Origin of the sequence: Streptomyces sp. NPDC046712, from assembly GCF_040645695.1 — a bacterium.
Taxonomy (GTDB): Bacteria; Actinomycetota; Actinomycetes; order Streptomycetales; family Streptomycetaceae; genus Streptomyces.
This window is the reverse complement of sequence record NZ_JBEYYW010000012.1, coordinates 135558-161628: the sequence shown is the minus strand read 5'-3', so window position 1 is coordinate 161628 and position 26071 is coordinate 135558. Positions and strand designations below refer to the sequence as shown.

The window sequence follows — 26071 nt, the reverse complement described above, 5'->3', positions numbered from 1 at the left end:
CAGCCTTCGGCGCGGCCGCGACTGCGGGCCGTGCTGCGAGGAAGGCGTACCGGGACATGCCCATGAGCATGCCGTCGCGCCGGCCGGACGTCGAACGATTTTCGGCGGTACGGGAGTTCAGAAGTGCTTGAGCGCCTCGCGCACGGAGAGCGGGGCGAGCCGGCCGCGGTTCTCCTCGACGAACGCGCGCACCTCGTCCGGGCCGGTCTTTGCGTACTCGCGCAGGGCCCAGCCGATCGCCTTGCGGAGGAAGAAGTCGGTGTCGCCGGCCCGGCGCAGACAGTAGGCGAACAGCCGCTCGGTGTCGGTCGCGTCCCTGAACCGGAGTTGGTGCAGCAGCGCGGTGCGCGCGACCCACACGTCGTCGTCCTCGATCCACTCGTCCATCCGCGCGGCGAGCTTCGGATCGGCCGCGACGAGGCCGCCGACCACGTGGGCGGCGAGGTGGTCGACCGTGTCCCACCAGGAGTCCGTGGTGACGAGCCGACGGGCGACGGGCAGGAAGCCTGAGGAGCAGCGCCTGACGTGACGGCGCAGGTAGTCGACGGCGAAGTAGTGGTACTCGCGCTCGGGGAGCGCGAAGCACCGCAGCGCGACGGCTGTGCAGTCGGCCTCGTCCGGGCGCGGGGTGCCGTCGATGACCGTACGGGACAGGGCGCGCCGCTCGGGGGTGCGGATGCCCAGGAAGGGAGCGACTCCCTTCATGTACGCGACCATCTCCTGCGCCCGGAAGGGGTCGCCGGCCGCCGGGTAGACCTCGGTGAGGCGGGCGAGCAGGGTGTCGGCGAGAGCGCTGTCGGGCACAGCGGGCACGGCAGTCGTCATGCGGCTCACACTACGGCCGATGACGGACATTACGGCGATCACATGGGCCCGTCGGTTAGTCTCCCCGGATGCTCGACCCCGTCACCCGGCCGCCGGGCTCCCTCGCACTGCGCTGCTCCCGGGCTCTGCTGTCGCCCTGGTCGCGTCTCTCCCTGCTCGCCGCGCTCCTCGCCACCGCGGCGACGGCCGTGGTGCTGTACGAGCCCCAGCGGCTGCTCCAGGCGGGCTGGCCGCCGCAGATGAGCGGCGTGGGCGCGGTGGTGCTGTTCGGGCTCGCGTACGGGGCGTGCACGGCCGCCTTCGTCCCGCGGCCGATCCTGAACCTCGCGGCGGGCGCGCTCTTCGGCACCCAGGCGGGACTGGCGGCGGCGGTCGCCGGGACGGTTCTGGGGGCGGGGATCTCGTTCACCCTGGGGCGAGTTCTGGGTCAGGACGCGCTGCGGCCGCTGCTGCGGGGGCGCTGGCTGAAGGCGGTGGACGGGCAGCTGAGCAGGCACGGCTTCCGCTCGATGCTGGCGATCCGGCTCTTCCCCGGCGTGCCGTTCGCCGCCGCCAACTACTGCGCGGCGGTCTCCCGGATGGGGTACGCGCCGTTCCTCCTGGCGACGGGGATCGGGTCGATCCCGAACACGACGGCGTATGTGGTGGCGGGCAGCGAGGCCGGCTCGCCGACCTCGCCCGCCTTTCTGATCTCGATGGGCTTCATCGTCGTCTCCGGCCTCGCGGCGGCGACCGTCGCGTGGCGCAAGCGCCACCGGCTGCGGGCGACGCCGGCCCCGGCCGAACCGGCCGAGCCCCGCACCCTGACGGGCGTGGGGGCCTCGCAGGAGCCCTAGGGCCGCAACCAACCTCTCAGCCCTGCCCTCTCCGCCGGCGCACCCCCCAGGCCCTGCCCTCTCCGCCGGCGCACGCCCCCCAGCCGCGCCCTCTCAGCCGCCGCCGGCGCCCGTCTGTTTCGTGCCCCGCCCTCCGCGCGGCGTTCGTCAGAGCGCCTCGACGATCATGGCGTTGGCCAGGCCGCCCGCCTCGCACATCGCCTGGAGGCCGTACCGGGCGCCACGGGCCCGCAGGGCGTGGACCAGGGTGGTCGTCAGCCGGGTGCCGCTGGCACCCAGAGGATGGCCGATCGCGATGGCGCCACCGTGGACGTTGACCTTGGCCGGGTCGGCCCCGGTCTCCTGCTGCCAGGCGAGCACGACGCTCGCGAACGCCTCGTTGATCTCGAAGAGGTCGATGTCGTCGAGGCCCAGACCCGCCCTGCGCAGCACCTTCTCCGTCGCGGGGATCACGCCGGTCAGCATCAGCAGCGGGTCGGAGCCGGTCACCGCGAAGCTGTGCAGCCGGGCCAGCGGACGGAGCCCGAGCCGCTCGGCGGTCTCCGCCGCCATGACGAGCACGGCGGAGGCTCCGTCGTTGGTCGGGCTGCTGTTGCCCGCGGTCACCGACCAGTCGATCTGCGGGAAGCGCTCGGCGAAGACCGGGTCCTGGAAAGCGGGCCGGAGCCCGGCCAGGATCTCCGGCGTGGTCGAGGGCCGCACCGACTCGTCGCGGCGGACGTCTCCGTAGGGGACGACCTCGGCGTCGAAGAGCCCGGCCTCCCAGCTCCGGGCGGCCTTGGCGTGGGAGGCGGCGGCGAACTCGTCCATGGCCTCGCGCCCGATCGACCACTTCGCGGCGATCAGTTCCGCGCTGATGCCCTGCGGGACCAGGCCGTCGGGGTACCGCTCGGCGACCCCGGGGCCGAAGGGGTCGGCACCGGGCGGCACGTTCGACCACATCGGGACACGGCTCATGGACTCGACCCCGCAGGCGACGGCGATGTCGTACGCACCAGAGATCACACCCTGCGCCGCGAAGTGGACGGCCTGCTGGGAGGAGCCGCACTGCCGGTCGACGGTGGTGGCGGGCACGGACTCCGGGAAGCCCGCGCCGAGCCAGGCGTACCGAGTGGTGTTCATGGCCTGTTCGCCGACCTGGTCGACGGTTCCGCCGATGACGTCGTCGACGAGGGCGGGGTCGATGCCGCTGCGCTCGATGAGCGCGCCGAAGGTGTGGGAGAGCAGGGCGACAGGGTGGACCTGGGCCAGGGCGCCGTTGGCCTTCCCCTTGCCTATGGGCGTACGGACTGCTTCGACGATGACGGCGTCGCGCATGATGACGGCTCCTCGATCACCTGGTGAGTTGGAAAACTGGACCAAGACTTGCCAGTAACATAGCCCGGCAAGTTTGATTCTCAAACCCTCCCCCTCGGCCCTGCTCTAGGCTGGGCCCATGAAGGCCGCCCCCCGCCCCTGCTCGATCGCCGACGCCCTCACCCTCGTCGGTGAGAAGTACTCGCTGCTCGTGCTGCGCGAGATCTCGCTCGGTGTGCGCCGCTTCGACCGGATCGCGCGGAACACCGGCGCTCCGCGCGACATCCTCACGGCGCGCCTGAAGCGCCTGGTGGAGGCCGGGATCCTGGAGAAGGTGCCGTACAGCGAGCGTCCGCGGCGCTTCGAGTACCGGGCCACTCCGGCCGGCGAGGAGCTGCAGCCGGTGCTGCTGACGCTCATGGCCTGGGGCGACCGCCATATGAACCCGCAGGACCGGCCGGTGGTCCTGGAGCACAGTTGCGGCGAGGTGCTCAGCCCCCGGGTCGTGTGCGCCTGCTGCGGTGACGAGGCGGACGCCTCGAGCCTGACCCACCACGTGCGGTCACCGGGCTGGACGACGGCGGGACCCGCCGAGGCCTGAGGGGCGGCCGTGGCCGTCGAGGCCCGAGGGCGACGGAGCCCATGGAGACCTGGGATCGGGGCCGTCATCTCGGGACGGTACGCTGCGCAACGACCGGCGGACGATCTCCGATCCGACCGCCCTTTCTGACCGCACGAGCACATTCGGGACGGCCCTAGCCCCATGAGTTGGTTCGAATCATTCATCCTCGGACTCGTCCAGGGGCTGACGGAGTTCCTTCCCATCTCCTCCAGCGCGCACCTCCGCCTCACCGCCGCCTTCGCCGGCTGGGAGGACCCGGGCGCGGCCTTCACCGCGATCACCCAGATCGGTACGGAGACGGCCGTCCTGATCTACTTCCGCAAGGACATCGCGCGGATCGTCTCGGCCTGGTTCCGCTCACTGCTGGACAAGTCGATGCGCGGCGACCACGACGCCCAGATGGGCTGGCTGGTCATCGTCGGCTCGATCCCGATCGGTGTGCTCGGCGTGACGCTCAAGGACCAGATCGAGGGCCCGTTCCGTGATCTGCGGCTGATCGCCACGACCCTCATCGTGATGGGCATCGTGCTCGGCGTCGCGGACCGCCTCGCCGCCCGCGACGAGATCGGCGGGCGGCACCGCGTCGTCCGCGAGCGCAAGACGCTCAAGGAACTCGGCGTGAAGGACGGCCTGATCTTCGGCGTCTGCCAGGCGATGGCCCTGATTCCCGGCGTCTCCCGCTCGGGCGCGACGATCTCCGGCGGTCTGCTCATGGGCTACACCCGTGAGGCTGCGGCCCGGTACTCGTTCCTGCTGGCCATCCCGGCGGTGCTCGCCTCGGGCGCCTTCGAGCTCAAGGACGCGACCGAGGGCGGTCATGTGTCCTGGGGTCCGACGATCTTCGCGACGATCATCGCGTTCGGTGTCGGCTACGCCGTGATCGCCTGGTTCATGAAGTTCATCACGACCAAGAGCTTCATGCCGTTCGTGATCTACCGGATCCTGCTCGGCATCGTCCTCTTCATCCTGGTCGGCACGGACGTCCTCAGCCCCCACGCGGGCGAGTCCGGCCACTGACCGACAGCACCGACGGGCCGGAGCCCGTCCGCGGCCGGCGGAGTCGATGGACCACCGGCGGGCGGACGGGCTCATGTCCGTTCGGGCGGGGACCGGGTTCCGCGCCGGATCGGGACGGGTCGCCGGACTCGGGGGGTCTCCGGCGGACTCTTCTCAGGTGCGCCCCTCCCGAAGGGACGCGACGATCCTCCCGCCGGCGCCGGCGAGCGGCGAGCGTGTGCGTGGCCCGTGTCGACGCGTTCCGTTCACACCCCGTGTGAACCCGCCCGCGGGATCGGTCGGGCCGAGCCCTCCCGCGGGATCCACCGGGCGCGATCCGGGCGGTCGTCGCACCCTGGAACCATGGCCTGGCAAGCACCCATCGTCGTGCACCGCCCCTCCCCGGACGGCGGGCGGCGCGTCACCGTCCGCGGGCAGATCGTGGGCCTCGCGCACAACGACACGGACCTCGTCGAGTTCCTGCGCCGAGCCGGACTCGAAGACGCCGACATGATCCTTGACGACCCCCATCTGGTGGAGTGGCGCGGCGGCCGCCCACACCGATGGGAGGCCGCCTAGGGGCGGACGCCCCGGCCTGACGCGTCCCGGCCTGTCCCGCCCCGGCCCGTCACGCCCCGGAGTCGGACGTCAGGCTCCGGAGTCGTACGGGACCCGGGCGATCTCGCGGATGCCGCCCAGCGTCCCCCACTCGTTCCTGCCCAGCCGGGTCAGCGGCCGCATGAGCGTCACCTCGGGGTGGCCGTCCGCCATCACGGACTCGTCCACCGCCGCGTGCACCACCCGCCCGAACACGACGGTCGAGTCGCCGATCCGCAGCGTGCTGTGCAGTTCGCACTCCAGCGCAACCGGCGAGCCCGCCACTCGCGGCGGCTTGACCTTCAGGCTCGGCTCGCGTGCCACGCCACAGGCGTCGAACTCGCTCACCCCGCGCGGAAAGTCCGTCGCCGTGGCGTTGATCTGCTCGAAGAGCGGCTCGGGCGCGAGGTTCACCACGAAGGAACCGGTGTCCTCGATGTTGCGCAGCGAGTCCTTGCGGCCCACCGAGGTGAACTGGACCACCGGCGGGGTCACCGACGAGATGGTGAAGAAGGAGTGCGGGGCCAGATTGTCGGTCCCGTCGGCCGAGGTCGTGGAGATCCAGGCGATCGGGCGGGGCACGACGGTGGCGGTGAGCAGCCGGTAGAAGGTGTTCCGGTCGCTCAGGTCGGGATCGATGTCGATGCGCATGACGAAAAGTATGACCGGTATCCGACCACGCCCTGCCCGCACGGCTCTTGGCCCCACGCCTCCCCAGGCCCGACACTGAGCCGATGACGCAGCGCGTGGATCTCGCGACCGTGATGGACCGGCTTGCCATCGACGACCTCGTCACCGGGTACGCGGTGGCCGTGGACGACTCCGACTGGACGGGCTACCGGGCGCTGTTCACCCGCGACGGCAGGGCCGACTACAGCGGTTCCGGCGGAGTGGAGGGCGCGGCGGCCGAGGTCGCCGACTGGCTCGCGGAGACGATGCGGCTGTTCCCGGTGCGCCAGCACCTCATCGTGAACCGCCGGGTGACCATCCAGGACCTCGGCGGCTACCCGGGGGACACCGCGGAGGTCCACGCCGACTATGTGAATCCGATGCGTTTCGAATCGGGCGAGGACTTCGTCTGCGGCGGTCGTTACGCCTTCTCCCTGCTCAGGACGGACGCCGGCTGGCGGCTCCGCTCCGTCGTCGTGCGGGAGAAGTGGCGCCGCGCCTAGGGGTGTCTCGCGGCGCACACTGGAGGCGACACCTGGAGGCACGGCGTGGGGATTGCGTTCGGCCGTCGCGGCACCGGCGAGGAGCAGGGGCCCGGTGCCGGTCCCTGGCGCCCGCACCGGGCCCGTACGGGAGCCGGCGACCCGGCAGCACGTACAGGAGCCGAAGGCAGGGCCCGTACGGGGGCAGGAGACCGGCCTGAGGACGGACCGCCCGCGGACGGGCCGCCCGCGGACATGCGGAGGCGCGCCGGGAGGACTCCGCATCGCGCCGCCCGCGCCGCTCTCGCGCTCGTCGCGGGCGCCCTGCCCGCGCTCGCCTTCCCGGCCCCCGCCCTGTGGTGGTTCGCCTACCTCGCCCTCGTCCCGTGGCTGCTGCTGCTCCGCACCGCTCCCACCGCGCGGCGTGCGGCCCTGGAGGGCTGGCTGGGCGGCATCGGGTTCATGGTGGCCATGCACCACTGGCTGATGCCGAGCCTGCATGTCTTCCTCCTCGTACTGGCCGCTCTGCTCGGGCTGTTGTGGGTGCCCTGGGGGTGGCTGGTGCGGGCGATGCTCGGCGACGGGCCCTCCGGTCCGCGTGCCGCCGCAGCGCTCCTGGTGATCCCCTCCGGCTGGCTGCTGATCGAACTCGTCCGTTCCTGGGAGGCCTTGGGCGGGCCGTGGGGTCTGCTGGGCGCCAGTCAGTGGCAGGTCTCGCCCGCGCTGCGGCTCGCCTCCGTCGGCGGTGTGTGGCTGGTGTCCCTGCTGGTGGTGGCGGTCAACACGGCCGTGGCGCTCCTTGTGGTGTCGACGGCCGCCGTACGGATCACGGCGCTGGTCGGGCTGGTGGTGTGCGCACTCACCCTGGGCGTGGTCTGGTGGGGGACGGCGCCACCACGGGAGCAGGGGACGGCGCGGATCGCCGTCGTCCAGCCCGGGGTGTTCGACGGGTCCGGCGGCGCCGAGCGGCGGTTCGCCCGTGGTGAGGAGCTGACGCGTGAGCTCGTCGGCAAGGACCTCGACCTGGTCGTCTGGGGCGAGAGCAGCGTCGGTGCCGATCTGGCCACGCGTCCCGATCTCGCCGCCCGGCTGACCGCCCTCTCCCGCGCGGTCGACGCGCCGATCCTCGTCAATGTGGACGCCCGCCGCTCCGACCGGCCGGGCATCTTCAAGAGCGCTGTGCTGATCGGCGAACAGGGCCCCACCGGCGACCGGTACGACAAGATGCGGCTCGTGCCGTTCGGCGAGTACATCCCGGCCCGCGCGGTCCTCGGCTGGGTGACGTCGGTCGGCAAGGCGGCGGGCGAGGACCGGCGGCGCGGCACCGAGCCCGTGGTGATGGCCCTGCCGGCCGACGGCGCCGACCCGGCGCTGCGGATCGGTCCGCTGGTCTGCTTCGAGTCCGCGTTCCCCGACATGACCCGACGCCTGGCCCGTGACGGTGCCGATGTGCTGATCGCCCAGTCGGCGACCTCGACCTTCCAGGAAAGCTGGGCGCCCGCCCAGCACGCCTCGCTCGCGGCGCTGCGCGCGGCGGAGTCCGGCCGCCCGGTGGTCCATGCGACGCTGACCGGCGTCAGCGCCGTGTACGGCCCCGACGGCCGCCGGATCGGTGCGCCGCTGGGCACCGACCGCAGCGCGGCGGCCGTGTACGAACTGCCCCTCGCCCGCACGGCCACCGGTTACGCACAGTACGGCGACTGGCCGCTGTACAGCGCCCTGGCCGTGCTGGGCGCGCTGTGCGCCGCCGAGGGCATGGGCGCCCTCAGGAGGCCTGTGTCAGGGCCTCGCGCACCACGCGCTCGCACAGCTCGTGGGTCGACAGCGCGTCCCTCGCGCTGAGCCGCTTGCCGGCCCGTACGGCGTCGAGGAAGACGAGGACGGCCTGCTCGATGCCACGCTGGCGGGCGACCGGCACCCAGTCCCCGCGTCGCCGGACGGTCGGCTGGCCCTTGTGGTCCACGACGTCCGCGATGTTGATGACCTGGCGCTTGGTGTCCTGGCCGGAGACTTCGAGGATCTCCTCGGTGGAGCCGTTCATCCGGTTCATCATGCCGATGGCGGTGAATCCGTCGCCCGAGAGCTGCAGCACGACGTGGTGCATCAGTCCGCCGCGGATGCGGGCCCGTACGTCCGTGTGCTCGACCTCTCCCGGCAGCAGGAAGCGCAGGGTGTCGACGACGTGGATGAAGTCGTCGAGGACGAGGGTGCGTGGGTCCTCGGGCAGGCCGATCCGGTTCTTCTGCATGAGGATCAGCTCGCGCGGGTGGTCCAGGCACTGCTCGTAACTGGGGGCCAGGCGCCGGTTGAAGCCGACGGCCAGGCTCACCTCCCGCTCCTCGGCGAGCTCCACCAGCCGCGCGGAGTCGGCGTACGCGTACGCCAGGGGCTTGTCGACATAGGTCGCCACACCGGCCTGGAGGAGCCGGGTGACGATCTCGGCGTGCGTGGCGGTCGGCGCGTGCACGAAGGCGGCGTCGAGGCCGGCGGAGAGCAGCGAGTCGAGGTCGCTGTGGCGTCGCGCGGCCGGGATGTGGTGGGCCTCGGCGACCCGCTCCAGGGTGCCCCTCGTCCGTGTCTGCAGATGGAGTTCGACCCCGGGAAGCGTGGCGAGGACGGGGAGATATGCCTTCTGCGCGATGTCGCCGAGTCCGATGCAGCCGACCTTCACGGGGTCCCCCTAGCGCTGGGTGGTCTGTCGTTCGCGCTGGTCAGCTTACTCGGGCGTGGTCTGCGGCAGTCGGCGGCCGCCAGTCGGCGATGCCGTCGAAACCGCGCAGGACGAGGCCGGGTCCGAAGCGCGAGACGGCGGCGATGAGTCCGTTGCGCACGGCGACGGCGGGGCGGGCGGAGAGCAGGGTGAGCCGGCCGGTCCGGGCGGCCTTGCGGACGATCGCCGTGGTGCGCGGCAGCCGGTCGGCGGTGTACGCGGCCAGCGCGCGGCTCGGGGGAAGTCCCCGGCCGACGTGGTGGGCGAGGACGATCGCGTCCTCGATGGCCTGGTTGCCGCCCTGGCCGAGGGTGGGCTCCATGGCGTGGGCGGCGTCACCGAGCAGGGCGACGCGGCCCTGGTGGAAGGCGGGCAGCGGGTCGGGCATGTGGTGGACGTCGTGACGCAGGACGCCGTCCGGGTCGACGGCGGCGAGGATCTCGGGCACCGGATGGTGCCAGCCGCCGAAGAGGCGCAGGAGTTCGGACTTCTCGTCGTCGGGCGCGCGGGCGCCCTCGGGGGCGGCGGCCATGGCGTAGGCGTAGATACGGCCGTCCTTGAGGGGCTGCGTTCCCCAGAGGCGGCCCGGGCCCCAGGTCTCGTGCGGGGGGAACGGCCGGTCGGGGGCGGGGACGACGACGCGCCAGGTGGTGAATCCGGAGTACCGGGGCCCGGCGTAGTCGGGGAAGAGCGCGCGGCGGACCGCGGAGTGGATGCCGTCGGCACCGAGGACCAGTTCGGCCTCGAGGTCCCCGTCGGGGGTCCGGACGACGGCGGGCCGTTCGTCGTCGCCGGGGTCGGCAAGGGACGCGGTCACTCCGGTCCGTACGACGCCGTCGGGGAGGCCGGAGGTGAGGATGTCGACCAGGGTGGCGCGGTGGAGCAGGACGAGGGGTCCGCCGAAGCGCGCGGCGGCGGCCTTGGCGCTGGTACGGGCGAGCCAGCGGCCGTCGGGGGCGCGCATCCCGCCGTCGCCCTGCCAGGCGGACAGGTCGCGGACGCGGTCGCCGAGCCCGATGACGTCCAGGGCGCGCTGGGAGTTGGGGGCGAGGCCGATCCCGGCCCCGACGGGAGAGAGGGCGGCGGCGCGCTCCAGGACGGTGACGTCCCAGCCGCTCCGGTGGAGGGCGACGGCGGCGGTGAGTCCGCCGATTCCGGCTCCGACGACGACGGCACGGTGCTGTTCCATGACTGCTCCCTCGGTAACTACAGATGTAGTGACTCCTTGACCGTACTACAGGTGTAGTCGGCGCGGTAGTAGGTTGTCCCCATGACCGCACGCACCCCCGAGTCCGCCGCCGCCCCGCAGGGCTCACCCGCCTCGCCGGCCTCACCCGCCTCCCGCGCCGAGCGGATCGGCGACGCCGCGCTCGACCTCCTCGTCGAACGCGGGATGCGCGGCCTCACCCACCGGGCCGTGGACGAGCGGGCGGGGCTGCCGCAGGGCTCGACCTCCAACCAGGCCCGCACCCGGCAGGCCCTGCTGGAGACGGCGGTCCGCCGTCAGGTCGAGCTGGAGGCCCGGGTTCTCACCCCGCACGAGATGCCTGGCCCGGACGCCGAACCCGCGGAGCTGGTGGATGCCCTCTCGCTCGCCCTGCACCGGTATCTCACCGACCACCGGGCGCTGCTCGTCTCGCGCTACGAACTCGCCCTTGAGGCCACCCGCCGCCCCGAACTGCGGACCTTCTTCGACACGGCGGGGTCGGCGTTCCACGGGCCGCTGATAGCGATGATGGCGAACGCCGGCTCGCCCTCCCCCGAGCGGCACGCGCTGTCCCTGATCGCCTGGTGCGAGGGGCTGATGTTCTCCTGCGCCGCGGGTTCGTTCCACTCCGCCGTGCCGAGCCGGGCCGAACTGCGCATCGGTTTCGACGAGTTGTTGCGCGGCATGCTGGGCGGGTGACGCCACGCGTCACCCCGTTAGCGGCCATCACCCGTGCGGGGCATTCCCCGCCGGTAGGGGCGCGAAGATCACCGGCCGACCAGCAGAGTTGCGCGGGTGCATGGAACGAGAACCACAGCGAAGATCCTGGTCGGGGTGGCCGTCGCCGCGCTCTCCGGCTGCGTCTCGATCGAGGCGCCGGCCCCGGCACCGGCCCCCGCACCGCCGAGGGAGGTCAGTCGGCCCACCCAGGACGCGGGCGTGGACGTGGCCCCGCAGATCGTCGAGGGACCGGCCCGGGAGGCCCTGGAAGCGGCGCTGCCCCCTCCCCCGCCACCGTCGCCCCCCACGACAGCGGGACAGCACAAGGAGAAGGGTGGGTCCGGGGCCCAGAAGGCCAAGCAGCGGCCGTCCTCCGGCCCCCGCAAGAAATCCCGGGCGTCGGACGCGAAGCCGCCCGAGCCACCCCGGCCACCCCGCTCCCGGGGGGACGTCTGCGCACTGGGCGAGCAGTACGGAGGCTGGCACCCCGGCAGCGACCAGGCGAAGATCTGCCGCGGTACGTACGGGAACTGAGCCCGCCCCGGGCTATCGCGAGCGGAGCCGCACCTCCAGGCGCTCGATCGCGGCGCGCACCCCGTTGCCGTATCCGTCGTCGTCCAGGGCGTCCGATGCCGCGCGGGCCCGGTCCAGGTGGACCCGCGCCGCGTCGGGCCGCTGCAGCTTCATGTAGTCGGCGGCCAGGTTGAGGTGGAGCGAGGGGTACAGCGCACGCAGCGCGATCGCGGAGTCGTGCGCGGCCGGCCGCTCCTCCCTCAGCCCCTCGGCCGCCAGGAGAGCCCGCAGGTCCCAGGCCAGCTCGGCGTCCGGGTCGTCCTGCGCATCGGCCATGTAGTGGGCGAGTGTGCAGCGATGCAGGGGATCGCCGTCCGGACCGATCTGCCCCCACAGCTCCCCGAAGCGGTTGCGCGCCTCTTCGCGGTCCCCGCCGTGGAGCAGCATCATGGCCTGCCCGATCCTGGTCATGACGCCGTCGTCCGACACCTGCTGCTGCTCGGTCACTGCGGCCTCCGCACACTCTCCGTACAGGAGCTCCGAAGCTAGCCGCAGCGACCCACGATCCGGCCGAGGCTCGGGCGGTGGCCGCCGCCTGTCAGCCGGGCGGGCTCAACGCCCGCCCGGACACCCCCGGGACGGCCACGGCCCGCGGAACTCAGCCGAGGTCCGGGATGCGCCAGTCGATCGCCTCGTGGCCCTGGGCCGCGATCGCCTCGTTGATCTGCGTGAAGGGGCGGGATCCGAAGAACTTCTTCGCCGACAGCGGCGAGGGGTGCGCGCCCTTCACCACCACATGGCGCGCCTCGTCGATCAGCGGGAGCTTCTTCTGCGCGTAGTTCCCCCACAGCACGAAGACCGCCGGGTCCGGCCGCGACGCCACGGCGCGGATCACCGCGTCGGTGAACTTCTCCCAGCCCTGGCCCTTGTGCGAGTTGGCCTCGCCGGCGCGGACGGTGAGGACGGCGTTGAGCAGCAGCACACCCTGCTCGGCCCACGGCATCAGATAGCCGTTGTCCGGCACCGGGTGCCCGAGCTCCTCCTGCATCTCCTTGTAGATGTTGCGGAGGGACGGCGGAGTCTTGACACCGGGCCGGACGGAGAAGCAGAGGCCGTGCCCCTGGCCTTCTCCGTGGTACGGGTCCTGGCCGAGGACCAGGACCTTCACCTTGTCGTACGGAGTCGCGGCGAGGGCGGCGAACACCTCGTCGCGCGGCGGGTAGACCGGCCCCTTCGCCCGCTCCTCCTCGACGAACTCGGTGAGCTGCTTGAAGTACGGCTTCTGCAGCTCGTCGCCGAGGACGCCGCGCCAGGACTCGGGCAGCATGTCGGTGTCGGTCACGTCAACAACCTCCGGTAGGCCATGTGTTCTGTGTGCTGAAGAACCTACCGGTGGCCACTGACAACGCGCTTACCAGCTGGTCCTGCGGCTGAGCTCCCACATCTGCATGACGGTCTGCGGGTCGAGCGCGCGCTCGCCGCCCGCGATGTCCTCACCGGCCGCGATGTAGAGCTTGCCCTGCCACAGCGGGAGGAGCCGGACGTCGTCCACCATGATCTCCTGCGCCTCCTTGAACTCGTCGGCGGCGGCCCCGCGGTCGCTCTCGCGCCGCGACTTCGGCAGGATCTCGTCGGTGATGCGGGGGCTCACGTACGGCGTCCCCAGCGCGTTCTGCTTGCCGACGAACGGGGCGATGAAGTTGTCCGCGTCGGGGAAGTCGGGGAACCAGCCACGACCGAAGACCGGGTACTCGCCCTTCTGGTAGCCCGCCGCGAACTCCTTCCACGGCTTGCTCCGCAGCGTCACCTTGAAGAGCCCCGACGCGTCCAGCTGCCGCTTCAGCTCGGCGAACTCGAGCGCGGTGCCGGAGCCGTACCGGTCGGTGGTGAACCAGAAGGTCAGCTCGACGGGCTCGGTGATCCCGGCGGCGCGCAGGATCGACCTGGCCTTGGTGGTGCTGGGCTCGCCGAAGGCGTCGAAGAACTCGGTGGTGTGGCCGGCGATGCCCTTGGGGACCATGGAGTACAGCGGCTCGGCCGTGCCCTTGTACGCCTTGGCCACCAGCTCCTCGCGGTCGACGACCTGGGCGATCGCCTTGCGGACCGGCTCCTTGGCCACGGAGGCGTCCCGGGCGTTGAAGACGAGGTAGCGGATGTCCGCGCCGGTCGACTCCACGAGCTGGAGCTTCTTGTTCTCCTCCGTGTCCTCCTGGAGTTCGACCACCTCCTCGGCGGTGAGACCCCGGTAGGTGGCGTCGATCTCCTTCTTCCGCAGCGCGGCGACCATCGGCTCGGACTCCTTGAAGTACCGGATGGTCACGCCGCCGTTCTTGCGGTCCGCGAATCCCTTGTAGGTGGGGTTCTTGGTCAGCTCGGCCTTGTCGCCCTCGACGTACTCGTCGAGGACGTACGGGCCCGAGCCGGTGAGCTTGCCGTCCTCGCGGAGCTTGTCGGCGGGGTACTCGGCCGGGTCCACCAGGGACATGGCGGGCGTCGCCAGGACGAAGGGGAAGGTCGCGTCGGGCTTGTTCAGCTTGAAGACGACCGTGCGGTCGTCCACGGTCTCGATCTTGTCGAGCGAGCCGAGCATCCCGTTGGGGCCACCCTCGGCGTCGATCGTGCGAACGCGCTCGATGGAGTGCTGGACCGCCTTGGCGTCCAGTTTGTGCCCGTTCGAGAAGGTCAGGCCGTCGAGGAGCTTGCACTCGAAGACCCGGCTGGCGGTGTCGGAGAATTTGCAGTCGGCGGCATCGGACTGCGGGGTGGTGCTGCCGGTCGGAAAACTCACCAGCGTCTGGAAGACATTTCGGAACAGCTCCCAGGAATTGTCCCAAGCGGCTGCCGGATCAAGCGTGGTGGGAGAACTCGTCGTGCCGACGACGATTCTCTGCTCCCCGGCGGATTCAGCGTCCGAAAACAGGCTGCATCCGGACACCAGGGATATGGACGCAAGGGCTGCAGCGGCCTGCAGACTGGTCCGGTTGAACACGTGCACGCTCCTCGTTCAGCCATGGGTCGGCCGACCATACCGCAGCGCCCCGCCAGGTCAATGTTCGACCCTGACGGGGCACTTGAGGCATTCAACGATTAATCGGGGTCAAACCGGTCAGGAAATCCGGAAAGTGTCCGGATATCGGTCACTCGACGCCGGAGTTGAGGAAAAGACCCCCGTCGACCACGAGCGTCTGGCCGGTGATCCAGTCCGACTGGTCGGAGGTGAGGAAGGCGGCGGCGCCACCGATGTCCTCCGGGACGCCCAGCCGGCCGAGCGGGTACGCGGCCGCCGCCTCCGCCTCCCGGCCCTCGTAGAGGGCCTGCGCGAACTTGGTCTTGACGACGGCCGGGGCGATCGCGTTGACCCGGACCACCGGCGCGAATTCGTGCGCCAGCTGAAGGGTCAGATTGACCATGGCTGCCTTGCTCATCCCGTACGCGCCGATGAAGGGCGAGGCAGAGAGGCCGGCGATCGAGGCGATGTTCACGATCGCCCCGCCGTGATCCTTCTGCCAGGCGCGCCAGGTCAGCTGGGCGAATCCCAGCGCCGAGATCACATTCGTCTCGTAGACCTTGCGGGCGACGTTCAGGTCGAGCTCGGCGATCGGGCCGAAGACCGGGTTCGTCCCGGCGTTGTTCACCAGGAAGTCGACCCGGCCGAACGCCTCCATGGTCGCCGCGACGGCGGCGGCCTGGTGGGCCTCGTCGTGGGCCTTGCCGGGCACTGCGATGACCCGGTCGGCGCCGAGTCGCTCGACGGCCTCCTTGAGGGCTTCCTCGCCACGGCCCGTGATGCACACGCGGTCGCCACGGGCGACCAGCGCCTCGGCGACGCCGTAGCCGATGCCCCGGCTGGCCCCGGTGACCAGAGCGACCTTGCCGGACAGCTCGGGCAGTTCATTCGTGCTCATGTACGTCTCCTCCTCCCGCTCGGGCGTCAGTTGAGCGGGCCGCCGGCCACGTACAGGACCTGGCCGGAGACGAAGCCCGCGTCCTCGCCCGTGAAGAAGGCGATGGCGTTGGCGATGTCCTCCGGCTTGCCGACCCGCTGCACCGGGATCATGGAGGCGGCCGCGGCCTGGAAGTCCTCGAAGCCCATGCCGACGCGCTCGGCGGTCTGCGCGGTCATCTCGGTGACGATGAAGCCCGGGGCGACGGCGTTGGCGGTGATGCCGAACTTGCCCAGCTCCTTGGCGAGGGTCTTGGTGAAGCCCTGCAGACCGGCCTTGACGGCGGAGTAGTTGGCCTGGCCCCGGTTGCCGAGCGCGGAGGACGAGGAGAGCGAGACGATGCGGCCGAAGCCCGCGTCCACCATGTGCTTCTGGCACGCCTTGGCCATCAGGAACGCGCCCTTGAGGTGCACGTTCATGACCGTGTCCCAGTCGGACTCGGTCATCTTGAAGAGCAGGTTGTCGCGGAGCACGCCCGCGTTGTTGACGAGGATCGTCGGGGCGCCGAGCTCGGCGGCCACACGCGCGACGGCGGCCTCCACCTGGGCGCTGTCGGAGACGTCGCAGCCGACGGCGATGGCGGTGCCACCGGCGGCCTTGATCTTCTCGACGGTGTCCTTGCAGGCCGCCTCGTCGAGGTCGAGTACGGCGACGGCACGGCCCTCCGCGGCCAGCCGTACCGCGGTCGCGGCGCCAATGCCCCGCGCCGCGCCGGTGACGACGGCTACGCGCTGCTCGGTGGTCGACATGCTGGTTCTCCTCGCCCTTGGATCATCCATGGATGCGGCCCACACGGTGCGTCCCAAAGATGAGCGACCGCTTAGTACCTTCCGCAGACGAGACGCTAGAAGCCCTGGCACCCGGTGTCAACGGCCCACCGGGTGCACAGGACCACTCCGCGCCACGTTCGGCGCGCTCAGCGCACCAGCAGATCGAGCAGCCTTTCGACCTCACCCTCCGGGTCGGCGGTCAGCCCGGTGTGCACCGGACCCGGCTGGACGACCGTGGAGCGGGGCGCGATCAGCCAGCGGAAGCGCCGTCCGGCGTCGTCGCGCGCCGCCTGGCCGGCGTCCGCCCCGCCCAGGCAGACCCCCTCGACCGCGTGCAGCGCGGCCCGTACGCCGGTCACGTCCGCACCGGGGTCGAGCACCCTGAGCTTGGCCTCGTCGAGATGCGTGCGGGCGGCGACGAAGGACTTGGCGCGGCAGTAGACCACCACGCCGGCGTTGAAGAACTCGCCGCGCTCGACGCGGGGCACGACGCGCAGCAGCGCGTACTCGAAGACATCGCGGTCGGTCACGTGGTGCGGTCCTTCTGGGCGGAGTGCGTCCTGGGGGCGAGGCGGTCGGCGAGCCAGCCGGGCGGCTGCGCGGGCCGGCGCTCGACGCGCGGACCGACGGTGATCCGTTCGTGGATGGTCGCGGCGCGCGGCAGCAGTGCCTCCACGTACGCGGCGCGCAGCGCGTCGGTGCTGTCGAAGCCGGGCTCGTCCACCAGCCACTCGTCGGGGACGTCGGCGGCGACCTCCTCGAGCAGCTCCCTCGTGACGCGGGGCGCCAGCTCGGCCGCGGCGGCGGCGATGTCCGGCGAGAAGGGCGCGAGGGCGTGGTCGGAGGCGTCGTACGGCTTCGCGGCGGAGGCCTGGGCGCCCGGCCAGTTGTGGTGCCAGATCATCGTGGCGCCGTGGTCGATGAGCCACAGGTCGCCGTGCCAGACCAGCATGTTCGGGTTGCGCCAGGACCGGTCGACGTTGTTGATCACCGCGTCGAACCAGACGACCTTCCCCGCCTCCTTCGGGTCCACCTCGTACGCCAGCGGGTCGAAGCCCAGCGAGCCGGGGAGGTAGTCCATTCCGAGGTTGAGTCCGCCGCTCGCCTTCAGGAGCTCCTGGACCTCCTGGTCGGGCTCGGAGAGCCCGATGACGGGGTCGAGCTCGATGGCGACCAGCTCGGGCACGCGCAGCCCGAGCCGGCGGGCGAGCTGTCCGCAGATCACCTCGGCGACGAGTGTCTTGCGCCCCTGCCCGGCGCCGGTGAACTTCATGACGTACGTACCGAGATCGTCGGCCTCGACGATCCCGGGGAGCGATCCACCCTCACGCAGGGGCGTGACATAGCGGGTCGCTACGACCTCTTCCAACACGTTCCCAGGCCACCCATCTCTTCAGCCTTACAATCCACGGACGACTTCGCCGGGGCGTAGAGGCAGGAATCACCGGTCGACGGCGCTGGGGAGAATCTGGGGAATCTCGGCCGGCGAGCCGGTCTTCCCGCTCCCCCAGCAGACCGTCGAGGGCGCCGCGCCCCTAGCTGCCGGCTCCCGGCATGAATTGACATAGTAACCGAGGGTGATCGTCGGCGAGGAGTGTCCGAGCCACCGAGCCAGGGTCACGACGGACTCTCCGGCTTCCAACATGATCGAGGCGTAGGTGTGTGCCGAAGCACGTGGAATCCTTACTCGCGAATGCCTGGCGTTGGGCCAGCGAGACCAGAAGATCACCGAAGCCAACGGTATATCCCGATCAGGTCGAATCTCCGGTCAAGGCGTTGAGGAGCGCCATGGCCTCACATCGGGTCAGCAGCTCGTGGAAGCGCTCGTTGCGGAAGTTTCGCAGGCACGCGTAGCAGCTGCTCTCCGGGCCGCACTCGCAGGCCTCCAGCCGGACAAGCGCGGCAGAGACGACCGGTTCGAGCCGCTCGCCCATGGACACGGCGTTGCCCGCGCCACCCGGAGTGGTGTCGAAGAGCAGCAGGGACGGCATGCCGTCGGTGCCGGTGTGCACCGTGCCGTCGATGTCGTCGCGGCTGATCTCCAGGTGTGCGGCGGCGCCTTCGAGTAGTGCGTACAGGCCCGAACGCAGGCGGGCCGCGGTGGCGGTCAGGGCGGTGAGCGGGTCCAGATGGATCTGGAGGAAGTCGGTCTGGTAGCGGTGAGCGAGGGAGACGACCCGGAGGGGGCCCGTGCACTGGGTGTCTTTCAGCAGGTGCGGGTGGCCGCCGCGTAGAGGTGCGGCCTGGGCATGCGGACGGCCCCAGCCGCACCAGTCGCAGATCTGGTATCCGGCGCCGGCCGGTCCCTCGGAGACGACCACCATCTCTCCCCGGGTGCCGGCCGACCAGGGCGTGGTGTGGCCGGAGGCGAAGGTGGTCGCGCCTTCCTGGAGGTCGGCGGTGTCGGTGGACATGTGGACGTCGCCGTACCAGGACCGTCGTGGCGGGGTCTGCCCCGGGCGGCGCTGTGGTCCGCGCGCGGCGACGAAACCGTAGACAGGTTCGACGTACCGGCGTTGCGCGGCCGCGGATTGCGTGCCGCAGGCGGCGCAGACGGGGTCCACGGGGCCGGTGGCCTCCCGGTAGCGGCCGCAGGCCGTGCACACGGCATAGTGGCGGCTGACGAGTTCGCGGTCCGGCAGCCGGTAGACGCCGGCGGACGCCCACAGGTGTCCGCCCGCCACGATCTCGGCCCCCGGGGCGTACTCGTGGACGGCAGCGCTCAGGTCACGGGTGAGTTCGAGGTGCCCCGAGACGGCGGCGCCCTCGTGGGGGATGCGCAGTTCGACGGTGTCCACGGGGAAGCCGTACTTGGGCAGCACGTTGCGGTTGGCGAGGACGCCGAGCAGTTCGCGCTGGGTGAGGTTGCGGATGACCTTCTCGTACATCTCGGCCTGCCGGTACTTGCGGGCGGCCGCTGCCTGGTCGCGGCGTTCGCTGTACGAGGAGACGTCCTGGTCGAGGATCTGCTGTGCGGCGCGCAGGAGCCGGTCCAGTTCGGCGACCCAGTCGCCGGAGTCGACGCCGATCTCCTGCTGGACCTGTTCAGGGAGGACCCGGCGCAGGGAGGCCATGACGCTGCCCGGAATGGGGGTCAGCCAGTCGCGCACCGTGTGGGCGGCGATCTCGCCGGCGGAGTCGTCGGGGAGGAAGAATTCGCCCGCCTTGCGCCAGATCCGGCCCCGCTCGTCCTTCATGGCGCGGAAGAATGCGGCGAGCGCGATGGAGTGGGCGTGGCGGCGGTCGATCCGGACGTTGTCGACGGGAACGATCGGGGCTCGTACCTCCCCGGCGATCATCCGCTCGGGCTCCGCAAACCGGGCGAGGTCGTGGGGGCGCCGCTGCGCGTAGGTGAGGACCAGCGCGGCCGAGTCGGCGCGCCGGCCGGCGCGGCCGGCGCGCTGGACGTAGTTGGCGGTGGAGGGCGGCATGTTGCGCAGGACGACGGCCTGGAGTTCACCGACGTCGACGCCGAGTTCGAAGGTCGTGGAGCAGGACAGGGCGTTGACCTGCCCTCGGACGAACTCCCCCTGGATCTCGGCGGCCTTCTCCCCGGTCCACTGAGCGGTGTGTTCCTGAGCGCGCAGCGGGACCGGGTCGAAGGTCAGGTAGAGGCGCCGCAGGTGCTCGTCCGTCTCGGGCGACGGCTTGAACTCCTCCAGGCGGCCTGTGCAGCGCAGCGTCGGGCACACACCGCGCACGGACACCGCGGTGATGCGGCGGCAGCGGTCGCAGGCGTACAGCGGACCGCTGTCCGCCGTCACCGGCCGCAACCGCAGCCAGGCGTGGTCGAGTCGGCGGACGACGCCGATCCCCGGTTGGCTTTCGGACGGCAGCCAGTCGGCGAGGTGACCTGTCGTGAGGTCGGTCCACAGGCGGTTCAGGACATCGAGGGCGGTGGCCCGTCGTTCGCCCTGGTGGCCGAGGGCGTCGAGTACGCGTACGAGGTAGTCGACGCGTCGGTTCGAGGCGCTCGCGGCGCTGGGCAGCCAGCTGATCACCCTGCGCTTGGCCTCGGAACCCTGGGATCGGACCCAGATGGGCCCCTTGCGCGGGGCGAACGCCTCGTCGCCCGCGTCGACGTCCTCGGGCATGGTGAGCGCACCCTGGTTGCGCAGGGTGCGCAGGAGTTCCTGCAGCAGCAGCCATGCCTCGTCGTGCGTGAGGCCGAGTGAGGTGAGGGCGGCGGGCGGCTGCCAGAAGGGCTCGCGGTCGATGTCGATCCGGAGCAGGCCGAGGCCTTCGAGTGACTGGCGGTCGTCGAGGCTGAGCACTTCCTGCATCACCCACAGGGCCACTTCGCGCTGCTTGGCCTGGCGGGAGTCGTTGCGGCGGAAGACTCCGGCGCGGTCGGCGGCGCGGATGGTGTGGGCGACGAGGTCGTCGATGTGCAGGGGCTCGTCGGGGTCGGGGCAGCCCTGCCGGACGGCCTGGGTGATCAGGCGCCGGTGCTGGATGCGGGTGTAGGAGTCCTCCAGGTAGGGCGCGAAGTAGGCGGCGGCCTGTCGGCTGTCGCTAAAGAACAACAGCTTGCGGCCCTGTCCGGGCAGTGCGGCGGCCGGGCCGTCGGTCGCCGGAGGCAGCGCCTGGTAGAGGGCTGTGCTGAGGACGGCGGCCGAGGCCTCGTTGCCCGCCTCGAACAGGCGGATCATGCCGTGACCGCGCGCTCCGCAGGCGAGGCATGCGGCCGGGGTGCCCTCGTGGGTGTCGAGCTGGTGGACGCGGCGCAGTTCGGTGCCGCCGCATCCGGGAGCGGTACAGGATGCCGTGGCCGCGGGGTGCACGGCCGCGCAGCGGGTGCACAGTCTGCGTTCTTTGAGGCCGCCCTTGGCGCTGTCGCCGAGTGTCTCGTCGTCCTCGTCGGCACCGGTGTCCGAGCCGTCCCCGTCGAGGAGCAGCCAGGTGTGGGGGCTGTCGGGGGACTTGCGGTGTGCGAGGCGGGCTTGTGCCCCCTTGCCGGTGAAGGTGCCGTGCAGGTGTACGGCACCGCAGCGGCGGCAGGCGCCCAGTTCGAAGGAGGGGCGGGCACACCGCGCGCAGGTCTCGTGGCGGGCCAGGTCGAGGTGGGGGCCTGCCGGGTCGAGGCAGGTGAAGGCGCCTTCCGTGGCGCGCGCGAAGAGGTGGTAGCGGGCGGAGAGCACGGGAGCGCCGTCGGTGTCGGTCACCTGGCTGGCGAGTTGGATGAGCGCGGTGACCGCCGCGGGTCCGACGGGGTCACCGGGGAAGACGTCGCGGGCGATCTCGTTCACGGGCCGGGGTCCGTCGGCGAGCGCCCGGCGCAGAGCCGCGGTGCCGGCCTCGGCTGCGAGGGCGGTGGCCGCGGTCGTGCCGGCGGGCAGGCCGTGCATGCGCGCGGCCGACACGATCTCCGGTTCGGGGTCGGCGGTCGTGGCCAGGCGCAGGTACCCGGTGGTCGGCAGTGGCCCCCAGTGCGGGCCGTCGGGTGTGGCGACCCGGGTGGCGGTGACCAGGTCCTGGGCGGCCGGGTCGCTCGCGTCCCAGCGGAAGGGGACGTCGAAGAGGGCCTGGGCGAAGGCGGTGACGGCGGCCGGGTTCTCCTCTGCGCCGACGGTGGCACTGGTGGCGATGGCCTGGATCTCCCGCCCCTGCCCCACACGGTCCTTCAAGCGGCGCAGCAGCATGGCGAGTTCCGCGCCGCGCGCTCCGTCGTAGACGTGGGCCTCGTCGACGACGACGAACCGCCAGGAACCCGCCTGCTCTCCCTCGAAGAGGTCCATGTCCTGGGGGCGGAGCAGCAGGTACTCCAGCATGGCGTAGTTGGTGAGCAGGATGTGGGGCGGTGTGGCGCGCATCTCGCGTCGGCTGAGCAGTTCGTTGGGCAGGCGCGGTTCGCCGGGGTTGAGCTGCTCGAAGGTGTCGGCGGCGCGCTGCGGATCGTCCTTGGTGTCGCCGGTGTAGCGGCCGAAGGTGATGTGGGGGGTGTCGGCGAGCAGTCGGCGCAGTCGCTTCATCTGGTCGTTGGCCAGGGCGTTCATCGGATAGAGCAGCAGGGCGCGGACGCCGGGTCCGAGGGTGCCGCGGGCGTGTTCGGCGGCGAGGGCGTTGAGGACGGGCAGGAGGAAGCTCTCGGTCTTGCCGGAGCCGGTGCCGGTGGCCACGACGAGGTTGCGTCCGGCGACGGCCTTGCGCAGCGCCTGTTCCTGGTGCCGGTACAGGGGACGGTCAGCGGGCAGTGCGGGGCCGGTCAGATGCTGGAACGCGGGGTCGAGTACGCCCTCTGCGACGAGCTCGTTCAGGGTGGCGCCCGGCGCGTAGGCGGGGGTGGCCTCCAGCAGTGGCCCTTTGGTGAGCAGCGGGCTGGTGTCGATGGCGTGGGCGAGTGCCTCGGCCAGGCTGGGCTCGCGCAGGGGCAGCAGGGAACGCAGATAGCGGCGGTAGGTGTCGCTGATCATGCTGGCGGTGGCGAGCGGGTCGAGGCTGTGCACGGGAGGCTCCGTTGTGGCGATTGGCTTCGGACGAGCGGTGAGCAGGACCACTGCGGGACGGGCTGGACGCGGACCGGTGGTCAGCCGGTGCTGTGCACGGCCTCCGCGGTGACCAGGCATTCCGCGAGTGTGATGTCGACGGCGGTGAGATCAGGTGCGTGGGAGGCGACGGGCGTCCACAGGTGGCGAAGTCCCCGTTCCAGGCCGGCGGCACGGGCGTCGCCGGCAGCGGCACGCCTCGCGATCAGCGCGCATCCCAGGGACAGTTGAGGAATCCGCATCCAGGCTTCGCCCTGCCCGTGCAACTGGCCGGGGTCCCGTCCGCGGAAGGCCTGGGCCAGGTCGGGGTGTCCGTCGTCCAGGAAGATCGCTACGGCGTCCAGGCCGTCGCGGAACTCCTCACGTGTGGCGTGGTATTGGAGGTCCTTGCGGGCACGGAACGCCTGCCAGGCTGCGTCGGCACGGCTGTCGGGGTCCAGAAGGCCCCGCGGGACGACACGGGCGCTGCGCCACACGGCCTGCTGCTGGAGTTCGGGGAGCTGGCCGAGGGCCCGAGTCGGGGCGCCGAACCGGCCGACCGCGGCGCTCGGATCCGCCTGCCCGGCCAGCAACACCATGGCGGCGTCACCCAGGAACTGGCCCACCTCGCCGAGGAGTTCCACCTCCTCCGGGTACAACTCCCCGACGTCGTAGGCGAGGTCATCGGAGAGATACGGCAGCAAGGGGGCAGTGAGCAGCAGCGCGCACAGGGGCGCCTGCCGCCAGACGTGACGTACGGCAGCCGGATCCGTCACTTCCCGTATCCGCAGGGCGGCAAGACCGCTGCCCGCTAGCACGGAGGCGAGTTCGCCGGAGCGCAGCGCGCTGTCGGCCGCTCCCGTGAGGGCGGTGGGTCCAGCGTCAGCGAGGGCACTGCGGCATTCCGCCGGTGCCGTCTCTCTGGCTCCGCACGCCTGCAGGTCGCGCCCACGGGCGGCCACGATCCACTGGTAGGCGATCGCGTCGGCACCGCGCGGCAGCGCGCCGCGTCCGGCCAGGTACTCCGAGACCCTGGCGCCCGTTCCGTGGCAAGCGGCGGAGGTCCACGGGGACCGGCGCAGCACGAGGGTGTCGCGATCGCGGAGGCGGGGCCACCCGGGAGCGGCGGGTGTGGGGGCGCCCGCGTTCAGGTCCACGATCAGGGGGCCGACGGACCGCCAGGCCGAGGGCAGCGGGATACGGCCGCTCTGGTCGACGGTGGCCGTCAGCGGCCGCTCCCACGGGGCGAAGACCGGGTACAGGCGGGCGGTCAGTTCGCCCGGGTGGCGCAGGCCCCGCAGCAGCAGTCCGTCGCCGTCCGGTACGACGTCCTCCGCGATGGGCTGGGTGCGCACGGTCCCGACGAGGATGCTCTCCCCCGCGACCAGAAGCCGTATCTCGGCTTTCACGCAATCGCGCACGGTGTCCGCCAAGGCCGCCAGTGGGTACCGGAGGTCTCCTCTGCGCGTGCGAGTGCGCCGTTCCGGACGCAGTGTGTGCAGGGTCGTCCCCTCGACGACCAGTGCCAACAAGGGGGTCACCGCCACCGCCTGTTCCGGCAGGCGGACGGTCAGGGCGCTCTCCCCGGCCAGGTCCGTCGCGTCGATGTCGAGCGGCCGGACGGACCAGTTCAGGGGTTTGCCGCCGAGTTCGAGGCGTACCTCGGAGTGGGGGATGCACGCCTCCACGGCGAACCGACGGACCCCGTCGCCCAGGACCAGCGTCTTGGTGATCTCGTACAGGGAGAATGCGACTGTATGCGCGGAGGCGGTGACCGGTCCGTCAGCGCCGAGGGTCAGCCGAGCGGGGGCCAGGCCTCCGTGCGGGGCGAGCAGACGCCACTCGGCGGTCGGTTCGGCCGTGATGCCCTCGGCGAGGAAGGCCGCCAGTCGTCGCTTGCGCCGGGAGCCGACGCGGTGGACGAGGATCTCGTACGGTCCCAGAAGCGGGCGGGATACGTCCTGCCACGGGTCGAGGAGCGCCCCGGGGGCGCCGGTGTGACGGGCGAGAGGCTCCCCGTGGCCGGGGCGGCGCACTTCGGCCTGCCAGAGTCGCGCGTCCGGTTCGCCCGGCCGCCGCGGGAGCCGGAGAGCGGGCGGACGGTGCCACACAGGTGCCCCGTCGTCACCCATGATCCAAGGCAACGTCGCACCGCCCTCCCAGCCGAGCGGCCGTCCGGCGGCGACGTCCACCCAGCTTCCCGGGACCGCGGCCAAGGCCCGCACCCGCGTCACCCCGGTCAGCGACACCCTGCTCAGGGTCCAGCCGCTCCAGCCGTACGGGGTGGGCAGTTCCACGACGCCGGGGTCGGCGCCCTCGGTCTGCAGGGTGCCCGCGTGCAGGAGGCAGATCTCGGCGGCGGGAAGGGGCTCGTCCGGGGTGATGCGGTGGCCGTCGGCATCGAAGGCCAGCAGGGCGGTGTCCGGGGCCACGACGGCCGAGACATGGGTGGTCCCCATCACATCCGTCGCCTCGACGCGGCGCACGGGGCCAGGCAGCACCCAGTAGGGCGGCCGGACTGCGAACATCTCACCGTCGGCTGACAGTTGCCAGTCCCCCGCGTCCGGCTCGCCGGGCAGGGTCAGCAGCACGCTGCCCGCGCCGGGGCCGAGACGGAGCTCGGGGGGAAGGGCGACGCTGCGGGACGGGGCGACCGGATCGTGTGCCGCGGTCGGCGCGCGCCATGTCCAGCCCAGCGAGCGGGCGGCCTCCTGCGCGGCGCGACCCCACTCGCCGGCACTCTCCGGGGCGGCTCCGTGTGACCCCAGGTCGGGGCGTGCCGCGAGCACGCGCGCGCGTGCTTCAGCCACCAAACGAGGAAGTTCTGGACCGTCGGCCAGTGCCACGGTGTGGACTGCGCAGGCGGGCCAGCGCGCGAAGACCGTGTCGCGCGGGAGGTCGGAGTGGTCCGCGAGCAGCCTGTACGCCACGAGCGCCTCCAGGACGAGCGCGGTCCGTACGGCGGCGACCGGCTCCACTGCGCCGGCGGGCGGCTCCCCCGCCTCGCGCCAGGCCCGCTCGCAGTCGTCCAGCAACCGCGTGGGATCAACCAGCATGTCCCGCCCCTCCCGCCTCGGACGTACGCGATCTCGCCCGGGACCGACCATCGTTGTACGTTCTACCATTCCTTCACATAAGGAGCACGGGGAATCCGCAGGTGAACGGTGCGCTCACCCGGGGCGTGACTGATTGTCAGTGGCGGGTGGTGCAATGCGAGAAGGCTCGTCGCACCGCAGTACGGCACATGGGGGGCACGCTGATGACGACGGACACCGAGGCCGGGACGCCTGCCGTGCTGCATGAGGCGCTGGTGACTGCCGCGGGGCCACAGCGAGCCCTGACTCCGGTGGCCTTGCGAGGGCTACTGGTCGGCGTGGATACCGCGGTGGTGGCCGAGGTGCTGGGCCGGGTGATGGCGGA

The 26071-nt window shown here is 71.7% G+C and carries 22 protein-coding genes and 1 pseudogene; 8 read left to right on the top strand and 15 right to left on the bottom strand.

Features of this window, described 5'->3' with window-relative positions:
* Positions 1 to 117: 117 nt before the first annotated feature.
* Positions 118 to 825 carry a DNA alkylation repair protein gene (locus ABZ939_RS18135; protein WP_361855517.1) on the bottom strand — a complete coding sequence of 236 codons (708 nt, stop codon included), beginning with the start codon at positions 823 to 825 and terminating at the stop codon, positions 118 to 120.
* Between the two features lie 68 nt (positions 826 to 893).
* Between ABZ939_RS18135 and ABZ939_RS18130 the strand changes: the two genes are divergently transcribed.
* A complete protein-coding gene (locus ABZ939_RS18130; protein WP_361855514.1) occupies positions 894 to 1661 on the top strand; it encodes a TVP38/TMEM64 family protein in 768 nt (255 codons plus the stop codon).
* Between the two features lie 147 nt (positions 1662 to 1808).
* Here the strand turns inward: ABZ939_RS18130 and ABZ939_RS18125 are convergent, their stop codons facing one another.
* Entirely contained in the window at positions 1809 to 2978 is a 1170-nt protein-coding gene (locus ABZ939_RS18125) for a thiolase family protein (protein WP_361855512.1), read from the bottom strand.
* 118 nt (positions 2979 to 3096) lie between these two features.
* Between ABZ939_RS18125 and ABZ939_RS18120 the strand changes: the two genes are divergently transcribed.
* The 3 genes from ABZ939_RS18120 (at position 3097) to ABZ939_RS18110 (ending at position 5154) form a co-directional block, all read left to right on the top strand.
* A complete protein-coding gene (locus tag ABZ939_RS18120) occupies positions 3097 to 3558 on the top strand; it encodes a helix-turn-helix domain-containing protein (protein ID WP_361855509.1) in 462 nt (153 codons plus the stop codon).
* Positions 3559 to 3720: 162 nt separating this feature from the next.
* Positions 3721 to 4596 carry an undecaprenyl-diphosphate phosphatase gene (locus tag ABZ939_RS18115; protein ID WP_361855506.1) on the top strand — a complete coding sequence of 292 codons (876 nt, stop codon included), beginning with the start codon at positions 3721 to 3723 and terminating at the stop codon, positions 4594 to 4596.
* Between the two features lie 342 nt (positions 4597 to 4938).
* A complete protein-coding gene (locus ABZ939_RS18110; RefSeq protein WP_361855503.1) occupies positions 4939 to 5154 on the top strand; it encodes a hypothetical protein in 216 nt (71 codons plus the stop codon).
* A gap of 69 nt (positions 5155 to 5223) precedes the next feature.
* Here the strand turns inward: ABZ939_RS18110 and ABZ939_RS18105 are convergent, their stop codons facing one another.
* Positions 5224 to 5823, bottom strand: coding sequence for a flavin reductase family protein (locus ABZ939_RS18105; RefSeq protein ID WP_361855500.1), 600 nt, complete (start codon positions 5821 to 5823; stop codon positions 5224 to 5226).
* Positions 5824 to 5906: 83 nt separating this feature from the next.
* Here ABZ939_RS18105 and ABZ939_RS18100 point away from each other — a divergent pair, with 83 nt between their 5' ends.
* Both ABZ939_RS18100 and lnt read left to right on the top strand, forming a co-directional pair.
* A complete protein-coding gene (locus ABZ939_RS18100) occupies positions 5907 to 6344 on the top strand; it encodes a nuclear transport factor 2 family protein (RefSeq protein ID WP_361855497.1) in 438 nt (145 codons plus the stop codon).
* A gap of 234 nt (positions 6345 to 6578) precedes the next feature.
* Positions 6579 to 8165 (top strand): apolipoprotein N-acyltransferase, encoded by a 1587-nt coding sequence (gene lnt, locus ABZ939_RS18095; RefSeq protein ID WP_361855649.1) that lies wholly within the window; start codon positions 6579 to 6581, stop codon positions 8163 to 8165.
* Here the strand turns inward: lnt and ABZ939_RS18090 are convergent.
* Together ABZ939_RS18090 and ABZ939_RS18085 are read right to left on the bottom strand one after the other, a co-directional pair.
* Positions 8089 to 8994, bottom strand: a complete 906-nt coding sequence (locus ABZ939_RS18090) for a Gfo/Idh/MocA family oxidoreductase (protein ID WP_361855495.1) — start codon at positions 8992 to 8994, stop codon at positions 8089 to 8091. The genes lnt and ABZ939_RS18090 overlap by 77 nt on opposite strands.
* A 40-nt stretch (positions 8995 to 9034) precedes the next feature.
* The gene (locus tag ABZ939_RS18085; protein WP_361855492.1) at positions 9035 to 10222 is read right to left on the bottom strand and encodes an FAD-dependent monooxygenase; all 1188 of its coding nucleotides are present in this window, start codon (positions 10220 to 10222) and stop codon (positions 9035 to 9037) included.
* Between the two features lie 81 nt (positions 10223 to 10303).
* On the opposite strand from ABZ939_RS18085, the gene ABZ939_RS18080 reads away from it, so the two are divergent.
* Positions 10304 to 10939: a TetR/AcrR family transcriptional regulator gene (locus ABZ939_RS18080; RefSeq protein WP_361855490.1), complete on the top strand. Its 636-nt coding sequence runs from the start codon at positions 10304 to 10306 to the stop codon at positions 10937 to 10939.
* A gap of 96 nt (positions 10940 to 11035) precedes the next feature.
* Positions 11036 to 11494 (top strand): hypothetical protein, encoded by a 459-nt coding sequence (locus ABZ939_RS18075; RefSeq protein WP_361855487.1) that lies wholly within the window; start codon positions 11036 to 11038, stop codon positions 11492 to 11494.
* Between the two features lie 12 nt (positions 11495 to 11506).
* On the opposite strand, the gene ABZ939_RS18070 is transcribed toward ABZ939_RS18075, so the two are convergent.
* The 10 genes and pseudogenes from ABZ939_RS18070 to ABZ939_RS18025 form a co-directional block, all read right to left on the bottom strand.
* Positions 11507 to 11980: a hypothetical protein gene (locus ABZ939_RS18070; protein WP_361855485.1), complete on the bottom strand. Its 474-nt coding sequence runs from the start codon at positions 11978 to 11980 to the stop codon at positions 11507 to 11509.
* 151 nt (positions 11981 to 12131) lie between these two features.
* Positions 12132 to 12815 carry a uracil-DNA glycosylase gene (ung, locus tag ABZ939_RS18065; protein ID WP_361855482.1) on the bottom strand — a complete coding sequence of 228 codons (684 nt, stop codon included), beginning with the start codon at positions 12813 to 12815 and terminating at the stop codon, positions 12132 to 12134.
* Between the two features lie 69 nt (positions 12816 to 12884).
* Entirely contained in the window at positions 12885 to 14462 is a 1578-nt protein-coding gene (locus ABZ939_RS18060) for an ABC transporter substrate-binding protein (protein WP_361855480.1), read from the bottom strand.
* 148 nt (positions 14463 to 14610) lie between these two features.
* Positions 14611 to 15378, bottom strand: coding sequence for an SDR family oxidoreductase (locus ABZ939_RS18055; RefSeq protein WP_361855477.1), 768 nt, complete (start codon positions 15376 to 15378; stop codon positions 14611 to 14613).
* A 26-nt stretch (positions 15379 to 15404) separates the two neighbouring features.
* Positions 15405 to 16166 carry a 3-oxoacyl-ACP reductase FabG gene (fabG, locus tag ABZ939_RS18050; RefSeq protein WP_361855475.1) on the bottom strand — a complete coding sequence of 254 codons (762 nt, stop codon included), beginning with the start codon at positions 16164 to 16166 and terminating at the stop codon, positions 15405 to 15407.
* 167 nt (positions 16167 to 16333) lie between these two features.
* Positions 16334 to 16717 carry a DUF3037 domain-containing protein gene (locus tag ABZ939_RS18045; RefSeq protein WP_361855472.1) on the bottom strand — a complete coding sequence of 128 codons (384 nt, stop codon included), beginning with the start codon at positions 16715 to 16717 and terminating at the stop codon, positions 16334 to 16336.
* A complete protein-coding gene (locus ABZ939_RS18040) occupies positions 16714 to 17559 on the bottom strand; it encodes a HipA family kinase (protein ID WP_361855469.1) in 846 nt (281 codons plus the stop codon). The genes ABZ939_RS18045 and ABZ939_RS18040 overlap by 4 nt, the downstream gene beginning before the upstream one ends.
* Positions 17513 to 17850: pseudogene (locus ABZ939_RS18035) on the bottom strand (hypothetical protein); the annotation flags it as partial. The gene ABZ939_RS18040 and the pseudogene ABZ939_RS18035, both read right to left, overlap by 47 nt.
* Positions 17851 to 17938: 88 nt before the next feature.
* On the bottom strand, positions 17939 to 22633 hold the full coding sequence (locus ABZ939_RS18030) for a DEAD/DEAH box helicase (RefSeq protein WP_361855466.1): 4695 nt from the start codon (positions 22631 to 22633) through the stop codon (positions 17939 to 17941).
* Between the two features lie 80 nt (positions 22634 to 22713).
* Positions 22714 to 25707, bottom strand: a complete 2994-nt coding sequence (locus ABZ939_RS18025) for a hypothetical protein (RefSeq protein WP_361855463.1) — start codon at positions 25705 to 25707, stop codon at positions 22714 to 22716.
* Between the last annotated feature and the right edge of the window lie 364 nt (positions 25708 to 26071).

Coding starts and splice junctions, on each gene's coding strand:
- ABZ939_RS18135 (WP_361855517.1), bottom strand. CDS start 825: ATGACGACTGCCGTGCCCGCTGTGCCCGACAGCGCTCTCGCCGACACC.
- ABZ939_RS18130 (WP_361855514.1), top strand. CDS start 894: ATGCTCGACCCCGTCACCCGGCCGCCGGGCTCCCTCGCACTGCGCTGC.
- ABZ939_RS18125 (WP_361855512.1), bottom strand. CDS start 2,978: ATGCGCGACGCCGTCATCGTCGAAGCAGTCCGTACGCCCATAGGCAAG.
- ABZ939_RS18120 (WP_361855509.1), top strand. CDS start 3,097: ATGAAGGCCGCCCCCCGCCCCTGCTCGATCGCCGACGCCCTCACCCTC.
- ABZ939_RS18115 (WP_361855506.1), top strand. CDS start 3,721: ATGAGTTGGTTCGAATCATTCATCCTCGGACTCGTCCAGGGGCTGACG.
- ABZ939_RS18110 (WP_361855503.1), top strand. CDS start 4,939: ATGGCCTGGCAAGCACCCATCGTCGTGCACCGCCCCTCCCCGGACGGC.
- ABZ939_RS18105 (WP_361855500.1), bottom strand. CDS start 5,823: ATGCGCATCGACATCGATCCCGACCTGAGCGACCGGAACACCTTCTAC.
- ABZ939_RS18100 (WP_361855497.1), top strand. CDS start 5,907: ATGACGCAGCGCGTGGATCTCGCGACCGTGATGGACCGGCTTGCCATC.
- lnt (WP_361855649.1), top strand. CDS start 6,579: ATGCGGAGGCGCGCCGGGAGGACTCCGCATCGCGCCGCCCGCGCCGCT.
- ABZ939_RS18085 (WP_361855492.1), bottom strand. CDS start 10,222: ATGGAACAGCACCGTGCCGTCGTCGTCGGAGCCGGAATCGGCGGACTC.
- ABZ939_RS18080 (WP_361855490.1), top strand. CDS start 10,304: ATGACCGCACGCACCCCCGAGTCCGCCGCCGCCCCGCAGGGCTCACCC.
- ABZ939_RS18055 (WP_361855477.1), bottom strand. CDS start 15,378: ATGAGCACGAATGAACTGCCCGAGCTGTCCGGCAAGGTCGCTCTGGTC.
- fabG (WP_361855475.1), bottom strand. CDS start 16,166: ATGTCGACCACCGAGCAGCGCGTAGCCGTCGTCACCGGCGCGGCGCGG.
- ABZ939_RS18025 (WP_361855463.1), bottom strand. CDS start 25,707: ATGCTGGTTGATCCCACGCGGTTGCTGGACGACTGCGAGCGGGCCTGG.